This is a genomic window from Bradyrhizobium sp. Leaf396 (assembly GCF_001424605.1).
GTDB lineage: Bacteria > Pseudomonadota > Alphaproteobacteria > Rhizobiales > Xanthobacteraceae > Bradyrhizobium > Bradyrhizobium japonicum_C.
This window is the reverse complement of record NZ_LMQJ01000004.1, coordinates 99,473-123,755: the sequence shown is the minus strand read 5'-3', so window position 1 is coordinate 123,755 and position 24,283 is coordinate 99,473. Positions and strand designations below refer to the sequence as shown.

At 63.5% G+C, this 24,283-nt stretch carries 24 protein-coding genes; 13 read left to right on the top strand and 11 right to left on the bottom strand.

Going from position 1 to position 24,283, the window contains the following annotated elements:
* Positions 1–161 precede the first annotated feature (161 nt).
* The 3 genes from ASG57_RS05450 to ASG57_RS05440 form a co-directional block, all read right to left on the bottom strand.
* Complete coding sequence (locus tag ASG57_RS05450) at positions 162–713, bottom strand: DUF4142 domain-containing protein (RefSeq protein ID WP_024340314.1); 552 nt, start codon at positions 711–713, stop codon at positions 162–164.
* 86 nt (positions 714–799) lie between these two features.
* Positions 800–1,027 carry a hypothetical protein gene (locus ASG57_RS05445; RefSeq protein ID WP_024340313.1) on the bottom strand — a complete coding sequence of 76 codons (228 nt, stop codon included), beginning with the start codon at positions 1,025–1,027 and terminating at the stop codon, positions 800–802.
* Between the two features lie 8 nt (positions 1,028–1,035).
* The gene (locus tag ASG57_RS05440; RefSeq protein ID WP_057195818.1) at positions 1,036–2,823 is read right to left on the bottom strand and encodes a thiamine pyrophosphate-requiring protein; all 1,788 of its coding nucleotides are present in this window, start codon (positions 2,821–2,823) and stop codon (positions 1,036–1,038) included.
* Positions 2,824–2,966: 143 nt separating this feature from the next.
* Between ASG57_RS05440 and ASG57_RS05435 the strand changes: the two genes are divergently transcribed.
* On the top strand, positions 2,967–3,341 hold the full coding sequence (locus ASG57_RS05435; RefSeq protein WP_057195817.1) for a PRC-barrel domain-containing protein: 375 nt from the start codon (positions 2,967–2,969) through the stop codon (positions 3,339–3,341).
* Positions 3,342–3,489: 148 nt separating this feature from the next.
* Here the strand turns inward: ASG57_RS05435 and ASG57_RS05430 are convergent, their stop codons facing one another.
* The gene (locus ASG57_RS05430) at positions 3,490–3,954 is read right to left on the bottom strand and encodes a winged helix-turn-helix transcriptional regulator (RefSeq protein ID WP_024340310.1); all 465 of its coding nucleotides are present in this window, start codon (positions 3,952–3,954) and stop codon (positions 3,490–3,492) included.
* A 189-nt stretch (positions 3,955–4,143) separates the two neighbouring features.
* On the opposite strand from ASG57_RS05430, the gene ASG57_RS05425 reads away from it, so the two are divergent.
* From ASG57_RS05425 to ASG57_RS05410, 4 genes are all read left to right on the top strand, one after another.
* Positions 4,144–4,881, top strand: a complete 738-nt coding sequence (locus ASG57_RS05425; protein WP_024340309.1) for an SDR family oxidoreductase — start codon at positions 4,144–4,146, stop codon at positions 4,879–4,881.
* A 63-nt stretch (positions 4,882–4,944) separates the two neighbouring features.
* A complete protein-coding gene (locus tag ASG57_RS05420) occupies positions 4,945–5,946 on the top strand; it encodes an NAD(P)H-dependent flavin oxidoreductase (RefSeq protein WP_024340308.1) in 1,002 nt (333 codons plus the stop codon).
* 106 nt (positions 5,947–6,052) lie between these two features.
* Entirely contained in the window at positions 6,053–6,472 is a 420-nt protein-coding gene (locus ASG57_RS05415; RefSeq protein ID WP_024340307.1) for a hypothetical protein, read from the top strand.
* Between the two features lie 121 nt (positions 6,473–6,593).
* A complete protein-coding gene (locus tag ASG57_RS05410; protein ID WP_057195816.1) occupies positions 6,594–8,159 on the top strand; it encodes an alkaline phosphatase D family protein in 1,566 nt (521 codons plus the stop codon).
* Between the two features lie 149 nt (positions 8,160–8,308).
* Here ASG57_RS05410 and ASG57_RS36510 read toward each other — a convergent pair whose 3' ends face one another.
* The gene (locus ASG57_RS36510; protein WP_082528902.1) at positions 8,309–8,545 is read right to left on the bottom strand and encodes a hypothetical protein; all 237 of its coding nucleotides are present in this window, start codon (positions 8,543–8,545) and stop codon (positions 8,309–8,311) included.
* Between the two features lie 129 nt (positions 8,546–8,674).
* Positions 8,675–9,127 (bottom strand): hypothetical protein, encoded by a 453-nt coding sequence (locus tag ASG57_RS05400; RefSeq protein ID WP_057195814.1) that lies wholly within the window; start codon positions 9,125–9,127, stop codon positions 8,675–8,677.
* 158 nt (positions 9,128–9,285) lie between these two features.
* Here ASG57_RS05400 and ASG57_RS05395 point away from each other — a divergent pair, with 158 nt between their 5' ends.
* The gene (locus tag ASG57_RS05395; protein ID WP_024340303.1) at positions 9,286–9,555 is read left to right on the top strand and encodes a helix-turn-helix domain-containing protein; all 270 of its coding nucleotides are present in this window, start codon (positions 9,286–9,288) and stop codon (positions 9,553–9,555) included.
* Positions 9,556–9,573: 18 nt separating this feature from the next.
* Entirely contained in the window at positions 9,574–10,428 is an 855-nt protein-coding gene (hpaD, locus tag ASG57_RS05390) for a 3,4-dihydroxyphenylacetate 2,3-dioxygenase (protein ID WP_057195949.1), read from the top strand.
* A 10-nt stretch (positions 10,429–10,438) separates the two neighbouring features.
* Here hpaD and ASG57_RS05385 read toward each other — a convergent pair whose 3' ends face one another.
* On the bottom strand, positions 10,439–11,671 hold the full coding sequence (locus ASG57_RS05385; RefSeq protein WP_057195813.1) for an aminotransferase-like domain-containing protein: 1,233 nt from the start codon (positions 11,669–11,671) through the stop codon (positions 10,439–10,441).
* A gap of 50 nt (positions 11,672–11,721) precedes the next feature.
* Positions 11,722–12,249 (bottom strand): DUF3124 domain-containing protein, encoded by a 528-nt coding sequence (locus tag ASG57_RS05380; protein WP_028145928.1) that lies wholly within the window; start codon positions 12,247–12,249, stop codon positions 11,722–11,724.
* Between the two features lie 67 nt (positions 12,250–12,316).
* On the opposite strand from ASG57_RS05380, the gene ASG57_RS05375 reads away from it, so the two are divergent.
* The 4 genes from ASG57_RS05375 to ASG57_RS05360 all read left to right on the top strand — a co-directional run bounded on the left by ASG57_RS05375 (position 12,317) and on the right by ASG57_RS05360 (position 17,794).
* Entirely contained in the window at positions 12,317–14,047 is a 1,731-nt protein-coding gene (locus ASG57_RS05375) for a cation:proton antiporter (RefSeq protein ID WP_024340299.1), read from the top strand.
* A 174-nt stretch (positions 14,048–14,221) separates the two neighbouring features.
* Positions 14,222–15,298 (top strand): 3,4-dihydroxy-2-butanone-4-phosphate synthase, encoded by a 1,077-nt coding sequence (gene ribB, locus ASG57_RS05370; protein WP_024340298.1) that lies wholly within the window; start codon positions 14,222–14,224, stop codon positions 15,296–15,298.
* Between the two features lie 190 nt (positions 15,299–15,488).
* Positions 15,489–16,703, top strand: a complete 1,215-nt coding sequence (locus ASG57_RS05365) for an acyl-CoA dehydrogenase (RefSeq protein ID WP_024340297.1) — start codon at positions 15,489–15,491, stop codon at positions 16,701–16,703.
* Positions 16,704–16,876: 173 nt separating this feature from the next.
* A complete protein-coding gene (locus ASG57_RS05360) occupies positions 16,877–17,794 on the top strand; it encodes an MBL fold metallo-hydrolase (protein ID WP_024340296.1) in 918 nt (305 codons plus the stop codon).
* Between the two features lie 58 nt (positions 17,795–17,852).
* Here the strand turns inward: ASG57_RS05360 and ASG57_RS05355 are convergent, their stop codons facing one another.
* Both ASG57_RS05355 and ASG57_RS05350 read right to left on the bottom strand, forming a co-directional pair.
* Positions 17,853–18,707 (bottom strand): DUF1499 domain-containing protein, encoded by an 855-nt coding sequence (locus ASG57_RS05355; RefSeq protein WP_024340295.1) that lies wholly within the window; start codon positions 18,705–18,707, stop codon positions 17,853–17,855.
* Positions 18,708–18,910: 203 nt separating this feature from the next.
* Positions 18,911–20,539: a fatty-acid--CoA ligase gene (locus ASG57_RS05350; protein WP_024340294.1), complete on the bottom strand. Its 1,629-nt coding sequence runs from the start codon at positions 20,537–20,539 to the stop codon at positions 18,911–18,913.
* A gap of 65 nt (positions 20,540–20,604) precedes the next feature.
* On the opposite strand from ASG57_RS05350, the gene ASG57_RS05345 reads away from it, so the two are divergent.
* Positions 20,605–21,705: an extensin family protein gene (locus tag ASG57_RS05345; RefSeq protein WP_057195812.1), complete on the top strand. Its 1,101-nt coding sequence runs from the start codon at positions 20,605–20,607 to the stop codon at positions 21,703–21,705.
* Between the two features lie 33 nt (positions 21,706–21,738).
* On the opposite strand, the gene ASG57_RS05340 is transcribed toward ASG57_RS05345, so the two are convergent.
* Positions 21,739–22,425 carry a L,D-transpeptidase gene (locus ASG57_RS05340; protein ID WP_024340292.1) on the bottom strand — a complete coding sequence of 229 codons (687 nt, stop codon included), beginning with the start codon at positions 22,423–22,425 and terminating at the stop codon, positions 21,739–21,741.
* A 336-nt stretch (positions 22,426–22,761) separates the two neighbouring features.
* Here ASG57_RS05340 and ASG57_RS05335 point away from each other — a divergent pair, with 336 nt between their 5' ends.
* Positions 22,762–23,739, top strand: coding sequence for a magnesium transporter CorA family protein (locus ASG57_RS05335; RefSeq protein ID WP_024340291.1), 978 nt, complete (start codon positions 22,762–22,764; stop codon positions 23,737–23,739).
* Positions 23,740–24,283: the final 544 nt, after the last annotated feature.

The window sequence follows — 24,283 nt, the reverse complement described above, 5'->3', positions numbered from 1 at the left end:
GCCGGCGGGACAAGGAAGTTTTGCTGGAGTTCGACATCATGCTCTCCGCGAGGATCGAGACTCAATGCGCGGAGACGGTCGTCGTTGCTAGAGTGGGGACGCCGGGTGTACCGGCGTCCTTCAGCAATGCGTGACTTGGGCTGACGCTACCTGGACTGAGGCTATTTGGACTGACCGACGCTCGGCGCCTTGCCGAGCTCCTTGGCCATCTCGAGATGGTGCTTGAGCGCAGGCAGGGTCTTGCCCGCCCAGCCCTTCAGCGCGGCATTGTCGCCACCGTTGGCGTAGCGCTCGAACAGGGAGACGGCGTCCTCATGGGCGCTGACCTGGTAGGAATCGTAGTCCGAGCTGAAGTCCTTGCCCGTCGCGTTCTTGAGCTTGTCGAGCTTGCTCTGGTGCGCGCTGTCGAGCGTGGTCGGCAGGGTTGCCTGTACCTTGCCATCGCTGACGAGGCCCTTGAGTTCGGTGCTGGTCTTGGTGTGATCAGTCACCATCTGCTTCGCGAAGCTCTTCTCCTGCGCGTTGCCCTTCTGCTCGGCGAGCTTGCTCGACTCGATCTCGAACATGTCGCTGATGGCCACCTGCTTGACGAAATCGGGGGTGCTTGGCGCGACGCCCAGCGCGGAGTTTACGCCGGTCTTCTCACCCAGCGATTGGGCAAGTGCTGGCCCCGCAAGAATCATGCAGGCAAGGGCGATGATAGTGCGTTTCATGATAGATCCCTTCGATGAGTCGCGCGGCGCCTGCCGGCGACGTTTGCGCCGACCAACACGCGGCCGGGGCCGAGGTTCCAAACCGGTCAGTCGGTCGGCTTCCTGCCGCTTCGGGGGTTGATCGGATCAGTTGCCTTTCGCCGGAGTCGTTCGGGAAGGAATGGCTCGGTCGGTGTGGGGGTCGCGTCGGCGCGGACGTCGGCATGATGCTGCGCCCGCTCATGTGGAGTGCGATTGTCGTTAACCTGGCGCTTGACGTCCAAGCCCCCGACCGGATCGTTCACGCCGTGCTGGATATCGCGGAAATCACTCATGGTTCACCTCATTGCTTTCCGGGCAGGATCGACTCGAGGACCTGCCGCGCCGCGCCCTTGATCATCGCGCTTTCGTTCGGATCGCCCTTCAGCACGGCGAGCGAAAAATTCTTCGCCTGCTGCAGGGTGATGTGCGGCGGCAGCGGCGGAACCTCAGGATCGGTCTTCACTTCCAGCACGACGGGCATGTCGCTCGCCAGAGCCTGGTCCCAGGCCGAGCCGATCTGCTGCGGGTCGTCAACGAAGATGCCGCGCAGGCCGACCAGCTCCGCGAAGCGGGAGTAGGAGACATCCGGGATGCGCTGCGAGGCCTCGAATTTCGGATCTCCGTTGATGATGCGCTGCTCCCAGGTGACCTGGTTCAAGTCTTCGTTGTTGAAGACGCAAACGATGAAGCGCGGGTCCCGCCACGAGCGCCAGTACTTCGCAGCCGTGATCAGCTCGGCCATGTTGTTCATCTGCATGGCACCGTCGCCGACCAGCGCGATCACCGGCCGTTCCGGGTGGGCGTATTTGGCCGCGAGTGCGTAAGGCACTGCGGCGCCCATCGAAGCGAGCCCACCGGAGAGCGATGCCGTCATGCCGCGCCGCATCTTTAGATCGCGCGCGAACCAGTTGGCGCAGGAGCCGGAATCGCTGGTGATGATGGCGCGGTCGGGTAGGCGCGGGGACAGTTCCCAGGTGACGAGCTGCGGATTGACGGGCGTCGCAGGCTGATGCGCGCGGTCGTCGAGGGTCGTCCACCATTTCGCGACGTCGTTCTCGATCCGTTGGCGCCAGGCCCCGTCGCTCTTGGGCTCGAGCCGCGGCAACAATGCGCGCAGCGTTTCGGCGGCGTCCCCGACCAGGCCGACCTCCATGGGAAAGCGGATCGACATCATGCTGGCGTCGATGTCGATCTGCACGCCCCGCGCGCTGCCTTCCTTTGGCAGGAACTCGGCGTAGGGAAAGGCCGAGCCCACCACCAGCAGCGTGTCGCACTCCATCATCATGTCGTAGCTGGGCTCGGTACCCAGCAGGCCGATCGAGCCGGTGACCCATGGCAGATCGTCGGGCAGCGCGGCCTTGCCGAGCAGCGCCTTGGCGCAGCCGGCCGACAGCCGATCGGCCACCGCGATGACTTCGTCGGTGGCGCCAAGCGCGCCTGCACCCACGAGCATCGCAACTTTCTTGCCGCCGTTGAGGATATCCGCCGCGCGGTCGAGATCGGCCTCGCGGGGCATGACGCTAGGCGCGCTGTAGCCGATACCGGAATGCAGCGTTCCGTGTGCACGGGGCGGATCCTCGTAAGGCTCTTCCTGAAGGTCGTTGGGCAGAATGATCACGGTCGGGGCCCGCCGCGCCAGCGCAATCCGCACCGCACGATCGATCAGGTGTCGCACTTGTGCAGGTGAGGATGCCTGCATGACATAGGCGCCGGCGACGTCCTTGAACATCGAGAGAAGATCGATCTCCTGCTGATAGTGTCCGCCGAGGGCGTTGCGCGATTGCTGGCCGACTATTGCGAGCACCGGCTGGTGATCGAGCAGCGCGTCATACAGCCCGGTGACGAGATGCGAGGCGCCGGGACCGGATGTCGCGATGCAGACACCGATCTCCCCCGAGAATTTGGCGTAAGCGGTCGCCATGAATGCCGCCATCTCCTCGTGACGCGCCTGCACAAAATTGAGCTTGCCGTCCGCCCGGTTCATCGCGCCGAACACGCCGTTGATGCCGTCTCCGGGATAGCCAAAGATGTGTCGCACGCCCCACTGATGCAGGCGTTGAACGATGAAGTCCGAGACGGTCTGAGACATTGCGGCGGCTCTCGGTCGGCGGCGTGTGAGACCCAGAGAACCGCTCGCTTGGCGCGATGTTCCTGACCTGCTCAGTGGACGTGCGCCGGAACGATCGCTCGCCGATCCGGTTGGTTTTGCACGTGGCTGAGTGGAGAATTGCGATGTTGAACCAAGACGAGCTAGATCGCAGCGAGACAGGACGTTTGATCGGCAGCGACAAGGTCGAAGGAACGTCGGTCTACGGCGCCGATCGCAACCGGATCGGTTCGATCGAACGCGTGATGATCGACAAGATCACCGGCAAGGTGTCTTATGCCGTGCTGAGCTTCGGGGGGTTCCTGGGAATGGGCAACGATCACTACCCATTGCCCTGGCAATCGCTCAAATACGATACAGAGCTTGGCGGCTATATTACCGCGATCACCGCCAAGGATCTGGAAAGCGCCCCAAAATATGGCGAGAAGGCCGAATGGAACTGGGGCGATGACGCTGCCGTGCGAGGTATCAACACCTACTACGGGGTGCCCTTCGCGTAGCACGACCCCGCAGCCGGACGGCCAGGTTCACACAGCCGGACCGATAGCTGACCACCGGGATCCGCATCCGGTCGCAACCGTGGCGGGCTGACGGCGCTCCCGTGGCGTGGCCATGCTGCGCCTGATGGACTGGAGGGCGCGCGATCCCTCAACGGCCTGCTTCCCTCCGCGCCGGCCCCGCATGCACATGCACCTGCTTCGCGTGAAGCGCCTCGCCGCATTCCGAACACACCATCACCGGATCGAACAGCTTGCCGCAGGTCTTGTGCTCGTGCAGCAGCGGACGGCCACGCTCGTCGCCCATATGAGCGTCGCCCCAATGCACCATCGCCATGATGATCGGGTAGAGGTCGAGCCCTTTCTGCGTGAGGATGTATTCGTAGCGCTTCGGCGCGTCGGAATAGGGTACGCGGCGCAGGATGCCGAAGCGGACAAGCTTCTTGAGTCGCTCCGAGAGCAGGTGCCGGGTGATCTGGAGCGAGGACTGGAACGCTTCGAAGCGCCGCACGCGCAAGAAGCACTCGCGCAGGATCAGCAGGGTCCAGCGGTCCCCGATCACGGCGACGGTGCGGGCGAGTGAGCAGGTTTCCTCTTCCAGCGTGTCCCATCTCACGAGCGGTCTCCACTTGCAGTGAGTCTAAACTTGCAGTCAGTCTAAAAATGGAACTGCTTGAACAGCCATCGCAATTCTGTTTGGAAGCTACCAGCGCTCCCACCAGTTTGACAGTTCTATTTTAGAACTATAGCCTCCGGCACACTGCGCGCGGCGCGCCCGCGGCGCGACTCATCGGGGGAGGCGACCTTGCCCAAGCGAAACGCGACTGCCGCCGTGATCGGGGCCGGCGACTTCATCGGCTCCGAGATCGCCAAGAAATTCGCCGCCGAGGGCTTCTCGATCTATGCGGGGCGTCGCAACGGCGACAAGCTCGCGCCGCTGGTCAAGGCGATCGAAGCTGCCGGCGGTGAAATCCACGCGCGCTCGCTTGATGCGCGAAAGGAGGAGGAGATCACCGCGTTCCTTAACGACGCCGATCAGCGCGCACCGCTGGACGTCTGCATCTTCAACGTCGGCGCCAACGTCAATTTTCCAATCCTCGACACCACCGAGCGCGTTTTCCGGAAAGTCTGGGAGATGGCCTGCTATTCCGGCTTCCTGGCAGGACGCGAGGCGGCACGGCTGATGCTGCCGCGCGGCGGCGGCAATATCTTCTTCACCGGCGCCACCGCCTCCTTGCGCGGCGGCAGCGGCTTTGCCGCCTTTGCGAGCGCCAAGTTCGGGCTTCGCGCGGTGGCGCAAGCGATGGCGCGCGAACTCGGGCCGAAAAACATTCACGTCGCCCATCTCATCATCGATTCTGGGGTCGACACCGAATGGGTGCGCCAGCGCCGGCTCGAAGCGCTCGGGCCCAATGCGCTCGATAATCCCGACCTGCTAATGCCGCCCTCGTCCGTTGCAGACGCCTATTGGCAGCTCTACCAGCAGCCGAAGAGTGCCTGGACCTTCGAGATGGAGATTCGTCCGTTCGGAGAGAAATGGTGACCGCGGTGGATAACTGCGATTAGACTGATCCTAACGCCAGGTAAAATCCAGGGAGGTACTTAAGTGAAGACCGCGATCACCGAACTGTTCGGCATCGAGCACCCGATCATCCAGGGCGGCATGCATTTCGTCGGCTTTGCCGAGTTGGCCGCCGCCGTCTCCAATGCCGGCGGGCTCGGCATCATCACCGGTCTAACCCAGAAGACGCCGGAATTGCTCGCGAAGGAGATCGCACGCTGCCGCGACATGACCGACAAGCCGTTCGGCGTGAACCTCACCTTCCTGCCGACCTTCTCGGCGCCGCCCTATCCCGAATACATCGCGGCCATCGTGGAAGGTGGCATCAAGGCGGTCGAAACCGCAGGCCGCAGTCCTGAACAATACATGCCGGCGCTAAAGGCGGCCGGCATCAAGGTCATCCACAAGTGCACCTCGGTGCGGCACTCGCTGAAGGCGGAGCGCATCGGCTGCGACGCCGTCAGCGTCGATGGCTTCGAGTGCGGCGGCCATCCCGGCGAGGACGACATTCCCAACATGATCCTGCTGCCGCGCGCGGCGGAAGAGTTGAAGATCCCGTTCGTCGCCTCCGGCGGCATGGCCGACGGACGCAGCCTGGTCGCGGCCCTGTCGCTGGGTGCCGCCGGGATGAACATGGGCACACGCTTCATCGCCACCAAGGAAGCGCCGGTGCATCAGAACGTGAAGAATGCGCTCGTCGCGGCGACCGAGCTCGACACTCGGCTGATCATGCGGAGCTTGCGCAATACCGAGCGCGTCATGAAGAACGCCAACGTCGACCGCCTCATCGAGATCGAGCGCGAGAAGGGCGACAAGCTCACGATCGACGACATCCACGACCAGGTTGCGGGTGTCTATCCCAAGATCATGCTGGACGGGCAGATGGACGCCGGCGCATGGAGCTGCGGCATGGTCGCCGGCCTGATCCACGATATCCCATCCTGCAAGGAACTCATCGATCGAATCATGAGCGAGGCGGAAACCATCATCCGCAGCCGCCTGATGGGGTTTCTGGACGGGACGGGAGCGGCGCGAAAGGTCGCCTGACACCGCCAACTTCTTAACCACGGCCGCATCTGGCCGCTGGAATTGCGCGCGACGCCTCCTAAATAAGGGTAAATTACCCTATTAACAACAGTTTCAGGAGGCGTCCGTGGTCCTGAAAAGCGTTCTTGCTGCAATTGCTTTTGCCCTCGTGATCACAGGGGGCGGCATCGCGCGCGCTGACGGCTACAAGCCTGAGGAATATCTCGGCCTCGATCTCTCCAAGGCCGTGCTTTCGCCGAAACGGCTCGGGCCGGAGACCCGCTTCGCGCCGGTCGCGCTAGAAGCGCGCGACGGCAACGAAGCACAGGCTCGCGCTGAGCCCGTCGGCGTGCCGAAGAAGGTTGCGGCCGAGCGCGTCCGTGTGGCCGAGCCGAAGGCCACCCAAGCCAGGGGCGGACAGGCACGCGGCGCGGCCCGGGCGAAGCTTGCACGGCGCCACGGCAATCCGCTCGACGCGCAGGCAATGGATACCCGGATCCAGACCTGGCCCTGCCGCTCCGGCGGCATCTGCAACTGGAAGCGCTAGGCGGCGACGGCCAAGCCGTCATCCCCGCGTCGTAAAAACGTAGGCGCGGAGTCAAGAAACCGTAAGCTGGAAGTCAAGCAGCGCAGGCACCTTCCGTCGGAATTCGACGAAGGTCTTCTGAATGGCATCACCTCGCGCCTCGCGCGCCTGGACCCGGCGGCAGTTCCTGGTCCGCTCCGCCTTCAGCCTCCCTATCGCCTCGCTTGCGACGCCTTCGATCAGCCGCGCTGCTGATCGCCCGCAGATCCTGGGCGGCATCCAGTCCGGCGATGTCTCTGACGGCTCCGCTGTGATCTGGGGGCGTGCCGGCCGGCCGGCGCGGATGCAGGTGGAATGGTCGACCGTCGAGAGCTTCAAGTCGATCATCGCGTCAGCCTCCGGTGATGCGCTGCCCGACGCTGATTTCACCTCAAAGCTGCTGCTGACGGATTTGCCACCGGGCCAGGATATCTTCTACCGCCTGCGCTTCGACGACATTGCCACGGGTCTCGGCGGTGAAAGCCGCATCGGACACTTCCGCACCGCGCCGGCAGCTAGCCAGTCGATCTCGTTCCTGTGGTCCGGCGATACCGCGGGGCAGGGCTGGGGCATAGATGCCTCGCGCGGCGGCTATCGCAGCTATCGCACCATGCTCGACAATCGCCCGGATTTCTTCGTCCACTCCGGCGACCACATCTACGCGGACTGCGCAATTCTTCCCGAACAAAAGCTGCCGAACGGCGAGATCTGGCGCAACATCGTCACCGAGGAGAAATCGGAAGTCGCGCAAACGCTGGCGCAGTTTCGTGGCAACTACAAATACAACCATCTCGACGAGCATTTCCGCGCCTTCCATGCGGAGGTACCGATGTTCGCACAATGGGATGATCACGAGGTCACCAACGACTGGTCGCCGACTGGCAGCTACGACGGCACCGGCTATGACGACGACGGCACCCCCCGGCTGGTCGCGCGAGCTCGCCGCGCCTTCTTCGACTTCATGCCGATCCGCGACATCGGCTCGCGGCAGGGCCGGGTCTACCGCAAGATCGCCTACGGCCCGCTGCTGGATGTGTTCATCATCGACATGCGCAGCTATCGCGATGACACCTGGAACAAGGGAGATGACCATCGCGGCTGGATCCTCGGCGCCGAGCAGCTGGCGTGGCTGAAGCGGGAGCTCTCAGCTTCGGGCGCGACCTGGAGAGTGATCGCAGCCGATCTGCCGATCGGGCTGATCAGCTTGGACGCGGTCGCGCTCGGCGACGGGCCGCCCGACCGGCGTGAGCACGAGATCGCCGATCTGCTATCCTCCATCAAACGTGCCGGAATCCGCAACATCGTCTGGCTTACCGCCGACATGCACTACACTGCCGCGCACTATTACGATCCGAACAAGGCGCAATTTCAGGATTTCGAGCCGTTCTGGGAGTTCGTCTCCGGTCCGCTTCATGCCGGCAGTTGGAGTCCTGGCGAGCTCGACGACACGTTTGGCCCGGTCCCGATGTACCAGCATGGCTGCAGCGCTGAGCAGGGCGAGAACCTCGCGCCGTGTTTCGGCCTGCAGTTTTTCGGACGGGTCGACATCGATGGAACGACCGGGGTGATGACGGTCACCCTTAAAGACGTCGACAACCGCGACCTCTGGTCGGTCGACCTTCTGCCGCAACTGCAGATGCGCCCCGCTGTGGTGGCGAAACATTCCTGAGTATCGGCGGCTCGAAGCAATACGGTCTCGCTGCGATTCCGAGAGCCCTGCGCCGCGGGTGCCAAATGCCTCAACCGACTTTGCGCGAGGCTGGGGCTGGCCTCGGACAGGCAAGAAACGGCCCCGTGAGGGGCCATTTCCATTGCGCATCAGTGGTGGTGATGGTGGCGCCGGTGGCTGCGCTTGATCACGACCACTCGGTCACCGCGATGGTGGCGGTGCCAACTGCGATCATGTTGATGCATGCGGTATTCGGCGCGAGCGCCGTAGGGGCCGTGATGGTGATGATGCCCGCGCTTGATCACCACGGTCTCTGCGCTTGCCAGCGTTGGCCCCGCAACGACGAGCATACCCAGAGCTGCAGCCACATAACCAAGCTTTTTCATGAAGTCCTCCTCCAAACGAATGCACATCTAACCGCACCTGCATGCGAACGTTCCGGAGGAACGGGAGGAGAATTCTGAACGGATGTTCAGCTGAGCGTGATGGTTTCCGACAGGAATGCAAGGTAAGGATCAATCGCAGCGTTGCTGCACCGGTGTCGGCGCGCCGCTCGCAACGTATTTGCCGTCCTTGATTGTGTATTCGCCGCGCTCGTTGCGATTGTATATCGCGCGCAGGCTGCCGTCTTTCAGCAAGAGGAGTCCGAACTCGCGCGTCTGACGCAGCGAGGGAAAGAACACCATCACCTTGAGCAGACCCTCGCCGTTGACCGTGGCTGACACCACCTCGTTCTCGTCCTTGGCGTCGCCGAAATTGCGCCGGTACATCACCCGGCCATCCTTCCTGATCTCGTAGGTCAGCAGCGCGCCCTTTTCGCGATCCGGCCGGACGCCGCAATCGACGGCCCACGAGCCGAGCAGGCCCCATTGCTTGAGGGTCGCGGCCAGCGTCTCGGCGCCGGCCATGGAGGTGAATGCAGCCCACAGCACCGCAGCCGCAATCCCGCGGCCCAAATTGCGCATCATGTCCCGAAAAACCCTGCCTCGAAGAATTCCAAATTGTAGCATCGCGCCCGCGGCCGTTCCACGGCAGCCGCCGATCGCTCACGAATTTGATCCGCGTCAATGAGACAGGGCGTTCGAAGAGTAGGATGGCCTTTCCGAAGGCGAACGTGGAAAGAGCAATGCTGAATCAAGTCATGGATTTCGCGGGCGAAGTGCTGCCGGGGAGCTGCGCCGTACCGCCTTATTCCGAGGCCGCGTTTCTGACCGAGTTGGGCGATCGCTTACGGTCCTCCCGCATGCGCTGCGACCTGTCCCGCCGCGAGTTGGCCCGCCGCTCCGGGATTTCGGAGCGCTATATCGCCCAGATCGAGGCCGGCAAGGGCAATGTCTCGATCGTGCTGTTGTTGCGGCTCGCTTCCGCCATCCACGGCAGTCAACCACAGGCCTGACGCTTCAAGGTGACCGCCATGGGGCAGCTCGTACTCGCGGCAAAGGTCACCCACGTTCCATCACTGATGCTGTCGGAGACCCCCGGCAGCCCGCTCCGAGCGGCCCGTGAGCCGGCAGTCTCCTCCTTGCGCGAACTCGGCCGGCGGGCAAAAGAGCGCGGCGTGAGCTGCTTCGTGGTGTTCGACACCCATTGGCTCTCCAATTTCGGCTATCACATCAACGCCAATGCGCGGCATCGTGGCTCGTTCACGAGCCACGAGGCGCCGCAGATGATCCAGGATCTGCGCTACGATCTGCCGGGTGATACGAATCTGGCTGAAGCTATCGCGAACAGGGCCGGGGATGCGGGTCTCAACGTGATCGCCCACCAGGTGCCCAGCCTCGGCCTCGAATACGGCACCATCGTGCCGATGCACTACATGAACCCCGACGGCTTCGCGAAGGTGGTCTCGGTCGCCTCGCCGCTGTTTACCTCGTTCGAGGAAAGCCGGATACTCGGTGAAGCCACCCGCCGCGCCATCGACGCATCGGATGAACGGGTCGCCGTTCTCGCCAGCGGGTCGCTCTCGCATCGGCTCTGGCCGAACAAGAAACTGGGCCCCGAAGCGTGGACGTCGGTCACCAGCGAGTTCAATCGCCAAGTGGACCTGCGCGTGCTCGAGCTCTGGCAGAGCAGCCGCTATCGCGAATTCCTCGATATGCTTCCGGACTATGCCACCAAGTGCAACGGCGAGGGCGGCATGGCCGACACCATCATGCTGTTCGCGGCGCTCGGCTGGCATGACTACCACGGCACCGCCGAGCAGCTCTGCGACTATTTTCCCTCGTCCGGCTCCGGTCAGGTCAACGTTGAGTTTCACGTCGAGGCGTGAGGCAGCAGCCTCAGGCCCGCTTCTCCACATTGGCACTACGGGCCGGCACCCCGAATTCCTTGCGGCAGACCTCGGCCAGGACAGCGATCCCCTCGCGGATCTGCTGATGCGTGGGACTTGCAAAGCACAGCCGCAGCCGCGAGCTGGACTGGCCCTTGTTGGTCGACCATTCCGGCCCAGGATTGATCGAGACGCCAGCGGCGAGCGCGGCCTGATACAGTTTCAGCGTGTCGACCTGGTCTGGCAGCTTGACCCACAGGAAGATACCGCCCTTGGGCTCCTCGAACTCCGCGGCCGTCCCGAACTGCTCGTTCAACGCTTCCATCAACGTGTCGAGCTTGGTGCGCAGCGCCTTGGTCAGGGCGGGCACATGGCTCGCGAAATGCGGCTTGCAATAGGCGGCGAGCACCATCTGCTCCAGCGCACCGGAGCCCGCGTCCGTCTTCAGAGCCAGCATCCGTGACATCACCTCCCAGGGCGCCACGACGAAGCCGACGCGCAGCGCCGGCGCGATCGACTTGGAGAACGAGCCGATATGGATCACGCCGCCATTCGGGCTCATCGCGTAGATCGCCGGCGGCCGCTGTCCTGACCACACGAGGTCGGCATAGCAATCGTCCTCGAAAATCGGCACGCCATATTCGGTTGCGAGCCGTACCAGCTCGGCGCGACGACTCTCGGGCATGATGCTGCCGGTCGGGTTCTGAACCGTCGGAATGGTGTAGATGTATTTCGGACGGATGCCGCGGCTCTTCAGATCGGCCAGCGTCATCGCCAGCACGTCCATGCGCATGCCGTCCTTGTCGAGGGGGATGCCGACGACATTGACGCCGAGCCGCGCCAGGCGGGTCAGGGAGCCTTGATAGCTCTCCTGCTCGAAAATCACTGTGTCGCCCCGAGTCAACAGCGTGGCATTGACGAGATCAAGCGCCTGGAGCGAGCCGGACACGATCAGGAGGTCATCGACCGTACAGCTGATGCCGGCATCGCGCTTGAGTTTCGTCACCAGGAATTCGCGCAAGGGGAGGTAGCCCTGCGGGCCATGCGCCAGCCCGTAAGTGGCGAGCGACCGCCCCTCGCGTCGTAGCACCGCATTTGTCGCCTCGATCAGGTCATCAAGCGGCACCTGTTCGGAGTCGTTGTTTCCCCCGACAAAGCTGTATTTCGCCAGGCCCGTCCACCGCGCAGAAGGGGCCGGCAGCCCCGCCGGAAACAGGGACGCGAAATCGAAGCTGGACGTCATGGGGGCGTTCCTCGTTTTGTTCTTGTTGAGCGGCGGCTTTGCACCGCCCCTTACTTCTTGCCGGCCGTCCGGGTCGGACGGCCCTGGCTGATGAAAGCGTAATGCGCATTGGCGATGCCGCCAACCATCAATGCTTCGACCACCGGCTCGGCGATCTCGCCTGTGGCGGCCCAGTCGACGAGGAAATTGGCTCCGGTCCCGCCGCGCACGTCGTCGGTCGGAATGAAGATCGAAACCGTGGCCAGCGGCCTCAAGGCCACCGGCGCCTTCAGATAATTCTCGACCTGCTTGCCTGCGGTGTCGAAATAGGCGATGCGTTTGACGACCAGTGGCTGGGTCTCGGAGGCGTTGTGCACGCTTAGCGTCACCGAGAAGTCGACACGCAACTTGCCCTGGCTCATCGCGACGCTGGAATAGGCGGGCACGTAGAACCCGCCGGAGACGGCGAGGTCCTCCTTCGGCAGCGCGGTGAGCGAATCGGCAAAGTTTTGTTCGATATTGACCTTGGATTGCGCGGCGGCGGGCACGGCAAAGGCGAGGGGACCCAGCAGCATGGCTGCAACGAGCCCTTTCCGCATGTGACGAATTGCTCGCTTGCCGCACCGCAACCCGTCTCTAGGGTGCGGCAAAACGGACCAATTTGGCATGCACGAGCTCATTCGAGACATCACTCTCTCTATTCTGTTTGCCTGGATGCTGGGACTGCTTGCCCATTTCTCCCGGCAACCGCTGATCCTGGCCTACCTTATCGCCGGCTTCTGCATAGGTCCATTCGGCGCGGGCTGGGTCCACTCTCAGGAATCGATCAGCGTCATCTCGGAACTCGGCCTGATCTTCATGCTGTTCATGATCGGGCTCGAGATCGACCTGAAGAAGATCGTGCGGGCAGGGCGGGTGATCCTGTTCGCGGCGGGCAGCCAGCTGCTCGGAGGCTGTCTGCTCGGGCTGCTTTTCTTCGTCGGCATCGGCCTGTCCCTCGGCAGCGGGCATTTCGATGCGGTCTATCTCTGTGTCGCCTGCGCGCTGTCGAGCACCGTGATCATCGTCAAGGTGCTCTACGAGAAGCGCGAGCTCGACACGCTGCCGGGCCGCATCACCCTCGGCGTCCTGGTGCTCCAAGACATCTTCGCCATCCTGTTTCTGGCGGTGCAGCCGAGCCTCGCCAACCTCCAGGTCAGCGTCATCCTGCTCTCGATAGGCCGCGTCGCGGTGTTGGTCGCTGCCACACTCCTGGTCAGCCGCTATGTGCTGCCGCGCGTGTTCCACCAGATCGCCCGCCGGCCCGAACTGATTCTGCTCGGCGCGCTGGCCTGGTGCTTTCTGGTCGCCGAGACCGCGTACCGGCTGTCGCTGTCGCGCGAGATGGGCGCCTTGATTGCAGGCGTCTCGCTCTCGACCTTCCCCTACGCGCTCGACGTCACCGCGAAGGTCACCACGCTCCGCGACTTCTTCATCACATTGTTCTTCGTCGCCCTGGGCATGACCATTCCCGTGCCCGGCCTCTCGGTGATCAGCCTTGCCTTGATGATCGCGGCGTTCACGGTCGTGAGCCGCCTCGTCACCACCTTCACTCCGCTCTATCTGATGAAACAGGGCTTGCGCGCCAGTCTGTTGCCGGCGCTGAACCTCGCGCAGATCTCCGAGTTCTCGCTGGTGGTCATCCAGACCGGCGTCGCCGACCACCACATCGCGGCCGAGACGGCGAACGCCGCCTCGTTTGCCTTCGTCGTGCTGGCGGTACTCTCGACCTTCGTGATGACCCGCAGCGACGAGATCACCCGCTGGGCGATTGGCCCCTTGAAGCGGATCGGCCTGCGCGATCTCGATCACGGTAACGGGCATGCCGAGGAAGGGCACGAGGGCGGTCACGGGGAGGCCCGCCGCATCGTCATCCTCGGCTTTTTCCGTGCGGCGAGCGCGCTGCTGGCGGAGATCGAACGGCAGACACCGGTGCTGCTCGAGCAGATCACCGTCGTCGACTTCAACCCCAATGTGTATCAGACCCTGCTCTCGCGTGGCCTGCACGTGATCTATGGCGACATCAGCAATGTCGATACGCTGCTCCACGCCGGTATTGGCAAGTCCGAGATGATCATCCTCAGCGTGCCGGATTCGCTGCTGAAGGGTGCCACCAACGAAAAGCTGGTCCGGCACGTCCGCGCGCTCAATCCGACCGCCCTGATCGTTGCGACCGCGGACCTGTTGGCCGACGTTGCCCCGCTCTACGAGGCCGGCGCCAGCTATGTCACCGTGACCCGGCTCAGCGATGCCCACGAGCTGTTTACCGTGATCGAAGCCGCCCAGGCGGGCCTGCTTGCCGACAAGCGCGCCGAGCTCGATCAACGCCTCGGCGAGCGCCGGGAGGTGCTTCCCTGACGCGCCGGCCGCCTTCCTTGCTGTTAGTCTGCGCCTATATCGCTGGTATGCCCGGTGCAAGCCTGAAACCCATTGGCAGGCCTGCCGTCCGGCATATGTGGTTGCGCTTGGGAGACTAGCGCCCAGCCCCAAGTCCGGCTAAGCCTCCCGGCCATAACCGATAGAGATTGGGAAATGCCCGATAGCGTTCAGGAAGTCTTGCAGGCCTTTGCCAGGGGTGAGCTCGTGGTCGTCACCGACGACGAGGACCGCGAGGGCGAGGGCGATCTGATCGTCGCCGCCTCGCTCTGCACCGCCGAGAAGATGGCGTTCATCATCCGCCATACCTCCGGCATCGTCTGCGCGCCCGTGACGACCGAGGACGCGCGCCGCCTGCGGCTCGACCCGATGGTGGCCCACAACGATTCCGCGCACACCACCGCCTTCACGGTCTCGATCGACTACAAGCCCGACGGCGGCACCGGCATCTCCGCCGAGGAGCGCGCCTCGTGCTGCCGCGCGCTCGCCAATCCCAATGTCGGCGCCAATGACTTCGCCCGCCCCGGGCACATCTTCCCGCTGATCGCCAAGGACGGCGGCGTGCTCCTGCGCTCCGGCCATACGGAGGCGGCCGTCGACCTCTGCAAGCTTTCCGGGCTGCCGCCGGTCGGTGTGATCAGCGAGCTCATGAACGACGACGGCAGCGTGATGAAGGGCGAGCAGGTTGCCCGCTTCGCCGCCGAGCACAAGCTCAAGCACGTCACCATCGCGGACATGATTGCCTATCGGCAGGCGCGCGAAAAGCTGATCGAGCGGGTCTCGACCTTCGTCACGGAGAGTCCGATCGGTCCCTTGCAGGGCTATGCCTACCGTTCACCGTTCGATTCCATCGCTCACGTCGCCTTCGTCTATAACGGCGTCGGCGACGGCAAGAATGTGCTGACGCGCTTCCACAAGCCGAACATCGTCAAGGATACCTTTACCGGACACAAGCGCATGGCGGCCGTGCTCGAGCATTTCAAGAAATCGGGCCGTGGCGTGCTGGTTTACTTGCGCGACGGTGCAGCCGGTGTCCCCGTGGCGCCGCTGCCGGACGAGTCGTCGACGGAGGCCGACCGCAACCGCCAGTGGCGCGAAGTCGGCGTCGGCGCGCAGATCCTGCGCGACCTCGGCGTGACCTCGATCCGGCATCTCACCTCCTCGGTGCACGACTACAAGGGTTTGTCGGGCTTCGGCATCGAGATCGTCGCCAACGAGCAGCTCGAGAGCTGACTCGCCGTGTAATTCCGGGCTGGCGCTGCAGGCGCCCGATCCGGGATCTCGATGTTGTAGAAACGAGATTTTGGGTCGGCGCTTCGGATCGCCCCGGAACGACCGAAGCCAGGATGCAATTGAACTTGTTGCCGCGGCGCTCTAGTTTGTCCGGCAATTATCGACGGAACCAGACTCGAAAGGACGTTTCATGAGCGTGCGCCCTCAGGCCAAGGACAAGCCGGCTGCGGCTTCTTTCCAGTGGGACGATCCGTTCCTGCTCGATGAGCAGCTGACCGAAGACGAGCGCATGGTGCGCGACACCGCTCGCGCTTACGCCCAGGACAAACTGCTGCCGCGCGTCTCCAAGGCTTATCTTGAAGAGAAGACCGACCGCGAGATCTTCAACGAGATGGGCGAGCTCGGGCTGATCGGCATCACGCTGCCGGAAGAGTATGGCTGCGCCAATGCGAGCTACGTCGCCTATGGCCTCGTGGCGCGTGAGATCGAGCGTGTCGATTCCGGCTATCGATCGATGAATTCGGTGCAGTCCTCGCTGGTGATGTATCCCATCTACGCCTATGGCGACGAGAACCAGCGCAAGAAGTACTTGCCCAAGCTCGCCAGCGGCGAGTGGGTTGGCTGCTTCGGCCTGACCGAGCCCGACGCCGGCTCCGATCCGGCCGGGATGAAGACCCGCGCCGAGAAGGTGTCGGACGGCTATCGCCTCACCGGCAGCAAGATGTGGATCTCGAACGCGCCGATCGCGGACGTGTTCGTGGTCTGGGCCAAGTCGGCCGCGCACGATAACCAGATCCGCGGCTTCGTGCTCGAGAAGGGCATGAAGGGCCTCTCCGCGCCGAAGATCGGGGGCAAGCTGTCCCTGCGTGCGTCCATTACCGGCGAGGTGGTGATGGACGGCGTCGTGGTTCCGGAAGACGCCCTGCTGCCCAACGTCTCCGGCCTGAAGGGCCCGTTCGGCTGCCTCAACCGCGCCCGTTACGGCATCTCATGGGGTGCGTTGGGGGCCGCCGAGGACTGCATGCATCGCGCCCGCCAGTACACGCTCGACCGCAAGCAGTTCGGCAAGCCGCTCGCCGCCACGCAGCTCGTGCAGAAGAAGCTGGCCGACATGGAGACCGAGATCGCGCTGGGCCTGCAGGCCTCGTTGCGCGTCGGCCGTCTGATGGACGAGGGCAAGTTCGCGCCCGAGATGATCTCTATCGTCAAGCGCAACAATTGCGGCAAGGCTCTCGATATCGCCCGGACAGCGCGCGACATGCACGGCGGCAACGGCATCTCGATCGAGTATCACGTCATGCGCCACGTCCATAACCTCGAAACTGTCAACACCTACGAGGGCACCCATGACGTCCACGCCCTGATCCTGGGACGCGCGATCACTGGCATTCAGGCGTTTTTCTGAGGTCGCGTCCTCGACATGGAGTGCAACGGAAACTCTCCAATTGCGTCATGGCCGGGCAAGAGCGCGAAGTGCATCTTCGCGCCAGAAGTCCCGGCCATCCACGTCTTAGGCGCGATGAACGTGGATGCCCGGCACTCGGCCGTGTGACGAAGTCAGCAAGGTGTGAGCAAGCCATGTCCGACAATGACGACGTCCCGTTCAACCGCGATTTTCCGCTGAAGCCTGGCGTTGTCGAGGAGGTCCGCCCCGGTGTGCGGCGCGTGCTCTGCAACAATCCGAGCCCGTTCACCTTCACCGGCACGGTCAGCTACATCGTCGGCAAGGGCAATGTTGCGATCATCGATCCCGGTCCGGACGATGAGGGGCATGCGGCTGCGCTGCTCGATGCCGTGCGCGGCGAGACGGTGAGCCACATCTTCGTCACCCACACCCATCGCGATCATTCGCCAAACGCGGTGCGCATCAAGCAGGCGACAGGTGCGCCGGTCTATGCCGAAGGCCCGCATCGTGCATCGCGCCCGCGTTTCGAGAGCGAGAAGCACAATCCGGAATCCGGCGCCGACCGGGATTTTGCCCCGGATGTCAGCCTCGCGCACGGGGACGTCGTCGAGGGTGACGGCTGGCAGCTCGAGGCCGTGGCGACGCCGGGGCACACCGCCAATCATCTGGCGTTCGCCTGGGCCGAGCGAAAGTTCAACTTCGTCGGCGATCATGTGATGGGCTGGTCGACCTCCATCGTGGCGCCGCCCGACGGCTCGATGATCGACTACATGGACTCGCTCGACCGGCTCGCGGCACGCGATGAGGATCTCTATTTCTCGGGTCACGGGCCCGAGATCTCCGAAGGTCCACGCTTCGCGCGCTTCCTGATCCGACACCGCAAGGCCCGTGAGGCCTCGATTCTTCACCGCCTCGCCAAAGGCGAGACCGACATTCCGACGATGGTCCGCGCGATCTATATCGGCATTGATCCCAGGCTGACGACGGCCGCCGGCTACTCCGTGCTGGCGCACCTGGAAGACCTGGTCGCGCGCGGCGTGGTCGCGACCGAGGGCGATCCCGTGATTGGCGGGACATATCGGATGGCCTAGGAGCGAACCAGCGAGTGGCAAATGGCATTGTCCATTCGCTGTTCGCCACCCCCATTCGCTATTTCTTCACAGTCTTTGCCGGCGTCTTGGGCGGCGCGATCGGCGTCTTCTTCACGGGCTTGAGCGCGTCGGCGTCGGCAGCGGCGTTGAGATCGTCGATGAACTGCTTGACGCGCGCGGCGTTGCTGCCGAGGTCGCTGTCGAAATTGCGCGAGGCGGAGCGGATATCGACGCGAGAATCGTCGCCGTCTGCCACGACCCTGATCGAGACGTCCTCGCGGAAGCCCATGATCGGCGTACGCGCCACCGCCTCGATGCGGCCGATGCGGCGCGGCGGCTGCGGCGCGCGCTCGTCGATCACGATCCATTTGCGCTTATGGACGAGCTGGAGCGCGATCGCATAGGCGCGGTCGACCGAAATCTCGAGCTCAACGGGCTCGACTTCGGGATAGAAGCGGCGCTGCTGTTCTGCCGAGTAGAGGCCGGCATAGACTGCAGTATTGGTGCCGTCGCCCGTGCGCAGCCGCGCCAGCGCGTCGAAGCGCGGCGGGTCGATCGGGTCCGTGGTGATATCGTAGATCGGCGGCAGCTTGCGATATTGCAGGCCTAGATAGGCAGGGTAGGCGAGGATCGCCCCGTCGATCAGGAAGGCGAGCAGGATGCGCGCCATGCCACGCGAGCCGTTCTGCCAGATCGCGGCAAAGCCGGCCAGTCCGAACAGGATCGAGACGCCGGCGATCGCGAGCCCGCCGAGGAAAGTCGCAAGCGCCGGCTTCGGCTCCAGGAAGTCGAAGCGGACGATGATGATCGAGACCACCACCGCCACGACCGCGAACACGGCCAGATTGCGGGCCCAGATCGCAAGGCTCGACACGGGCTCCGACTGATAGGGAGCGGAAAACCTGCGGGCCATCGGGGTGAGCTCTGCCGGATGTTGAGGGCGGTGCCGGCCGGTCTGGCGCGGCGATGCGCCGTTGAGACCACGGCCCGGGAGCAAATTCAAGGGAGACCGGACTGTTACTGGCCCGGCAGCCCGGGGCGATGCCAGCGGCATCGAACCCCGGTCGGCCCATTCCGGGACGGCGCTGTTTCAGCCGCCTGGAATGACGCTGATGCCTACGCCGCCGCGTTCGGGAAGCGGTAATCCTTGAACTGGTCGCGCAGCGCCGTCTTCAGGATCTTGCCGGTGGCCGTGTGCGGAATACCCTCGACGAAGGCGACGTCGTCGGGCATCCACCATTTGGCGATCTTGCCTTCCATGAACTTCAGGATGTCCTCGCGCGTGGCCTGCTGGCCCTGCTTGAGCTGCACGATCAGAAGCGGCCGCTCGTCCCATTTCGGGTGGAACACGCCGATCACTGCGGCTTCCGCCACGGCCGGATGTCCCACCGCTAGGTTCTCGAGGTCGATCGAGGAAATCCACTCGCCGCCGGACTTGATCACGTCCTTGGAACGGTCGGTGATCCGCATGTAGCCGTCCTCGTCGATGGTCGAGACGTCGCCGGTGTCGAAGAAGCCTTCCTCGTCGAGGATGTTGGTGTCGACGCGGTAATAGGCCTTGGCGACGGCGGGGCCGGAGACCTTCAGGCGGCCGAAGGTCTTGCCGTCCCAGGGCAGCTCCTTGCCGGCATCGTCGGTGATCTTCATCTGCACCGCGAAGGGCGCATAACCCTGCATCTGGAGCACGTCGAGCCGCGCCTCGCCGGTGGCATTCTGGAACGGCGGCTTCAGCGCCGCGACGCTGCCGATCGGGCTCATCTCGGTCATGCCCCAGGCGTGGCGGACGTTGGAGCCCATGTCGAGGAACGCCTTGATCATCGAGCGCGGCATCGCCGAGCCGCCGCAGATCACCATCTTCAGATCGGGAAGCTTGAGATTGTTGGCGGCCATGTGTTGGAGCAGCATCAGCCACACCGTCGGCACGCCCGCGGTGTGCGTCACCTTTTCGGTCGAGAGCAGCTCATAGACGGAGGCGCCGTCGAGCTTGGCGCCGGGCATCACCAGCTTGGTACCTTGCGAGGGTGCGGAAAATGCGATGCCCCAGCTATTGGCATGGAACAGCGGAACCACCGGCAGCATTGTCTCGGACGCACTCGTGCCGAGCGCGTCGACATTGTTGGCCATCAGCGCGTGCAGCACGTTGGATCGATGCGAATACAGCACACCCTTGGGATCTCCGGTCGTGCCGGAGGTGTAACACATCGCGGCAGCCGTGTTCTCGTCAAACTCCTTCCATTTGAATTTTCCGTCGGCTTCGGCAATCCAGTCCTCGTAGGCGACCACGTTCTTCAGCGTGGTCTCAGGCATATGCGCCTTGTCGGTGAGCACGATGTAGCGCTCCACGCTCGGCAGCTTGTCGGCGATCTTCTCCAGGATCGGAACGAAGGTGATGTCGGTCATCACGATGCGATCCTGCGCATGATTGATGATCCAGGCGATCTGCTCGGGGAAAAGGCGGGGATTGACGGTATGGCAGATCGCACCGATTCCCATGATGCCGTACCAGACTTCGAGATGGCGCCAGGTGTTCCAGGCGATCGTCGCGACACGGTCGCCCAGCTTGATGCCGCCGCGTTCCAGCATCTGCGAGACCTTCAGTGCGCGCTTGTGGATCTCGGCGTAGTTGGTGCGATGGATCGGTCCCTCGACCGAGCGTGTGACCACCTCCTGCTTGCCATGAATCCTGGCGGCGTGTTCGATGATCCTGTGGCAGAGCAGGGGCCAATCTTGCATCAAACCAAGCATTCCGACGTTCCTCCGAGAAGTCGCTGGGCGCGTGTTCGCTCTCAGCGTTGGGCCAAAGAATTGTCATGACTTTTAGCGTGCCGGACTTTCGCCGCAAATGGTCTTATCGCGGCTTTATGTCCGCTGGCGCAGCAATGGTTACCGCTGCGCTGGGCCTGTTGCTCGTGTCCGCAGAGAGAGCCGAGGCCCGGAAATATCCTGCGCCCCTGGATCTCTTCGGCCTTGGTACAGCACGCCCGCGCGCGGCCGTCCATGCTGCCAGGATTCCGCTGCCCAGACCGCGGCCGGCCGAGGCTCCCAAGGCACCGGAACAGGCATCGGAAAAGCCGCCGGTCGTGCCTCCGCCCGCGGCAGAGGAAAAGCCGTCTCCGGACCAGCCGGGCGCCGACAAGCCCGCCGAGGTGGCATCGCCACCCCAGAAACAGGCCTCGCCCTGCCGCCTCGCGCTGACCGAGGACATCGCGATTGCGCCTTCAATCCCCGACATCCGCGGCCCCGGCGCCTGTGGTGGCGAGGATCTGGTTCGGCTGGAGGCCGTCGTGCTTCCGGACAAGCGCAAGGTGACGGTCAAGCCGGCGGCGATCCTTCGCTGCACCATGGCGTCCGCGATCGCCGATTGGCTGCGCAAGGACGTGGTGCCGCTGGCCAGCAGCCTCGGCTCGCCTGTCAACGAGCTCGACAATTTCGATTCCTTCGAGTGCCGGGGCCGCAACCGGGTCGCAGGCGCGACGCTGTCGGAGCACGGCAAGGCGAATGCGATCGACATTCGTGGCATCAAGCTCGCCAATGGCCAGTCGATCGGCCTCACCGCTCGCACCCTGTCGCGCGAGGTGCGTGAGCGCGTGCTGCACTCGGTCTGCGCGCGCTTTTCCACCGTGCTCGGTCCGGGCTCGGACTGGTACCACGAGGACCACATCCATCTGGATCTGGCGCAGCGGCGCAACGACTACCGGATCTGTCAATGGAATGTGTGGGATCCGCTGCCGCAAGTCGCCCCACTGCTGCCGGCGGAGCGTCCCGAGGAAGCGCCGCCGCGAGAGGTTGCGGCCAGACCAGAGGCAAATGAAGGGACCGATGACGAGGCGGAGAAATCCCATGCGCCTAAAAACAAGTCGGAGCCCGAGAAGGCCCGAGCGTCCAAGCCGGCAACGAAAAAGCGCCGGTGAAACCGGCGCTTTGGATGTCGGCCGTTGTGGCGATCAGTAGCTTGCTGCCTGGCCGGTTTGGCTGCTGCCCAGCGCCAGTCGCGAGTTGTGCGGGGAGTCGCCGTGCTTCGGCTCGAGCACCACGACGAGGGTACCGACCTTGACGCGATCATAGAGATCGATCGCGTCCTCGTTGGTCAGGCGGATGCAGCCGGACGAGATCGAGGCGCCGATGTATTCCGGCTGGTTGGTGCCGTGGATGCGGAACAGCGTGTCCTTGCCCCCCGAATAGAGGTACAGCGCACGGGAGCCCATCGGATTGTCCGGGCCGGGGGCGACATAGGTCGGCACGCCCAGGCGCGAAATTTCGCTGGGGGTGGGGTGCCAGGCAGGCCACTCGGTCTTGCTGCCCACCTTGGCGATGCCCGACCAAGCCATGGCCTCTTCGCCGACGGTGATGCCGTAGCGGATCGCCTTGCCGCCCTCCAGCACGTAATAGAGATAGTGGTTGTCGGAATCGACCACGATCGAGCCAGGCGCTTCCTTGCGATGGAACTCGACGATAGCGCGGCGGAACGGCTCCGCGACCGGGGTATTCTCGTATTTGACCTTGGCGAGGAGTTCCTTGTCCTTCGGCTTGAATGCCTTGGTGTCGGTCGCCTCATAGCGCGTGGCCTGCATACAGCCCGACAACAGCAGGCCAGCGGCCAAAATCCCAAATGTAAATTTCAGCGACGACATGGTTTGGTTCCAATCAAAACAATACCGTGCGGAAGGCTTGGCTTGGCGCCCAAGCTCCTCGACTCCGTTAATCCATTATCGTTGAAATCTGCCACAATTCCAGCACTGAAGGCCGTTTGCCGGGCCGTGCGGGGGCAGCTGTGACTTTTATGCCGCAAATTTGGCGGCCCCATACGGGTTTTCTGGAGCCAGAGGCGTCAGACTGTCGATTTCGCGCAACAGTCGGCATCTGGGCCGCCATAGATGCGAACACCCCGTTAATGTTGTTGTCATCGTGAACCTGTCAGAATCGCGGTAAGGGCTGTCATTCTGTCGGCAGGATCTCTGGAGCTTTTCATGTTTTCGGTGTTTGTTCCCTCCGAGTCCGCCCTCAAGAAGGCCGTGATCGAGGACCTTGCGGCAGTGCCGGAGAGCGCCGTCTGGATCGACCTCGTCAATCCAAGCGCGGCCGAGGACAAAGCGGTGGAGCGGCTCGCGGGCATCGCCATCCCGACCCGGGAAGACATGCAGGAGATCGAGATCTCTAGCCGCCTTTATATGGAGAACGGCGCACGCTACATGACTGCGACGCTGATGTGTCACTCCGATACCGACATGCCTCGGACCACGCCGGTGACCTTCATCCTCGGCGACCACCGGCTGGTGACGGTGCGCTACGACCTGCCGAAGCCATTCGCCCTGGTCGAAGCCAAGCTCGCCCGCTCCTGCACGCCGGCGGTTACTGGCGAGATGGTGCTCATGGAGCTGCTGGACGCCGTGATCGACCGCTGCGCTGACATTCTGGAGCGTTGCGGCGCCGACATCGATCAGGTCTCCCATGACATCTTTGAGCCTGAGAGCGAGCGTCACGGGCAGGCAAAGAGATATTCCCAGATCCTGATCTCGATCGGCCGCAAGGGCGATCTGACCTCGAAGGTTCGCGAGAGCCTGGTGTCGATCGGCCGCGTCGTGACGTTCCTGTCCGCGGTGGTCGAGGGCGTGAAATGGTCGAAAGACATGCGCGAGCAGCTCAAGACCATGCAGCGCGACGTGGCGTCACTGACCGACCATGCCTCCTATCTTTCCAACAAGATCACCTTCGTGCTCGATGCCATGCTTGGCGTCGTCAATCTCGAGCAGAACAACATCATCAAGCTGTTCTCGGTGATGGCCGTCGTCCTGATGCCGCCGACGCTGATCGCCTCGGTCTACGGCATGAACTTCAGGGTGATGCCGGAACTCGAATGGGTGCACGGCTATCCGATGGCGCTGGTGATGATGCTGATCGCGGCGATCGTCCCGTACTGGATCTTCAAGTGGAAGAAGTGGCTGTAGGCGTCATGCTCGAGCAAAGATGCCTACCGGGACCTTACGCCGCTCGCATAGACGCGGTCGATCGTGTCGCAGAATAGATCGGGATTGAGGCGGCGCTGTGATGCGTGCGTCGTGCCGCAATTCCTCCGGTAAAATTTGAGCGGTGGGCTGAACGTTTGCGCGAAACTTGTCTGCGATAAGCAGCGCGTAGCCGCGAGGAACAGCCATGGTTGAGAAACACATAACGTCGCCCCGCAACGTCATCGACCTGGCGAACTACCGCCAGGTCCTGACGAGCGGCAAGGCGCCGTCGATGTCGGCACGCATGTGCCGGCACTGTGGTGCTCCGCTGCTCGATGGTGAGAATGACGACGACTGCTCGACCGCATTCAGCACGGCCGCTCCGCGGCCGCGCGAAAGGTCACGTCGGATTCGACTCGATTGAGGAACGGAAGGTAAGGGCGATCCAGGTCTTGCGGCGGCGTTGTCTGGATCGCCTTGCTTCTCCAAGAGCTAGATCTCGTCATTGCGAGGAGCGAAGCAATGGCGGATGGATAGAGGACAG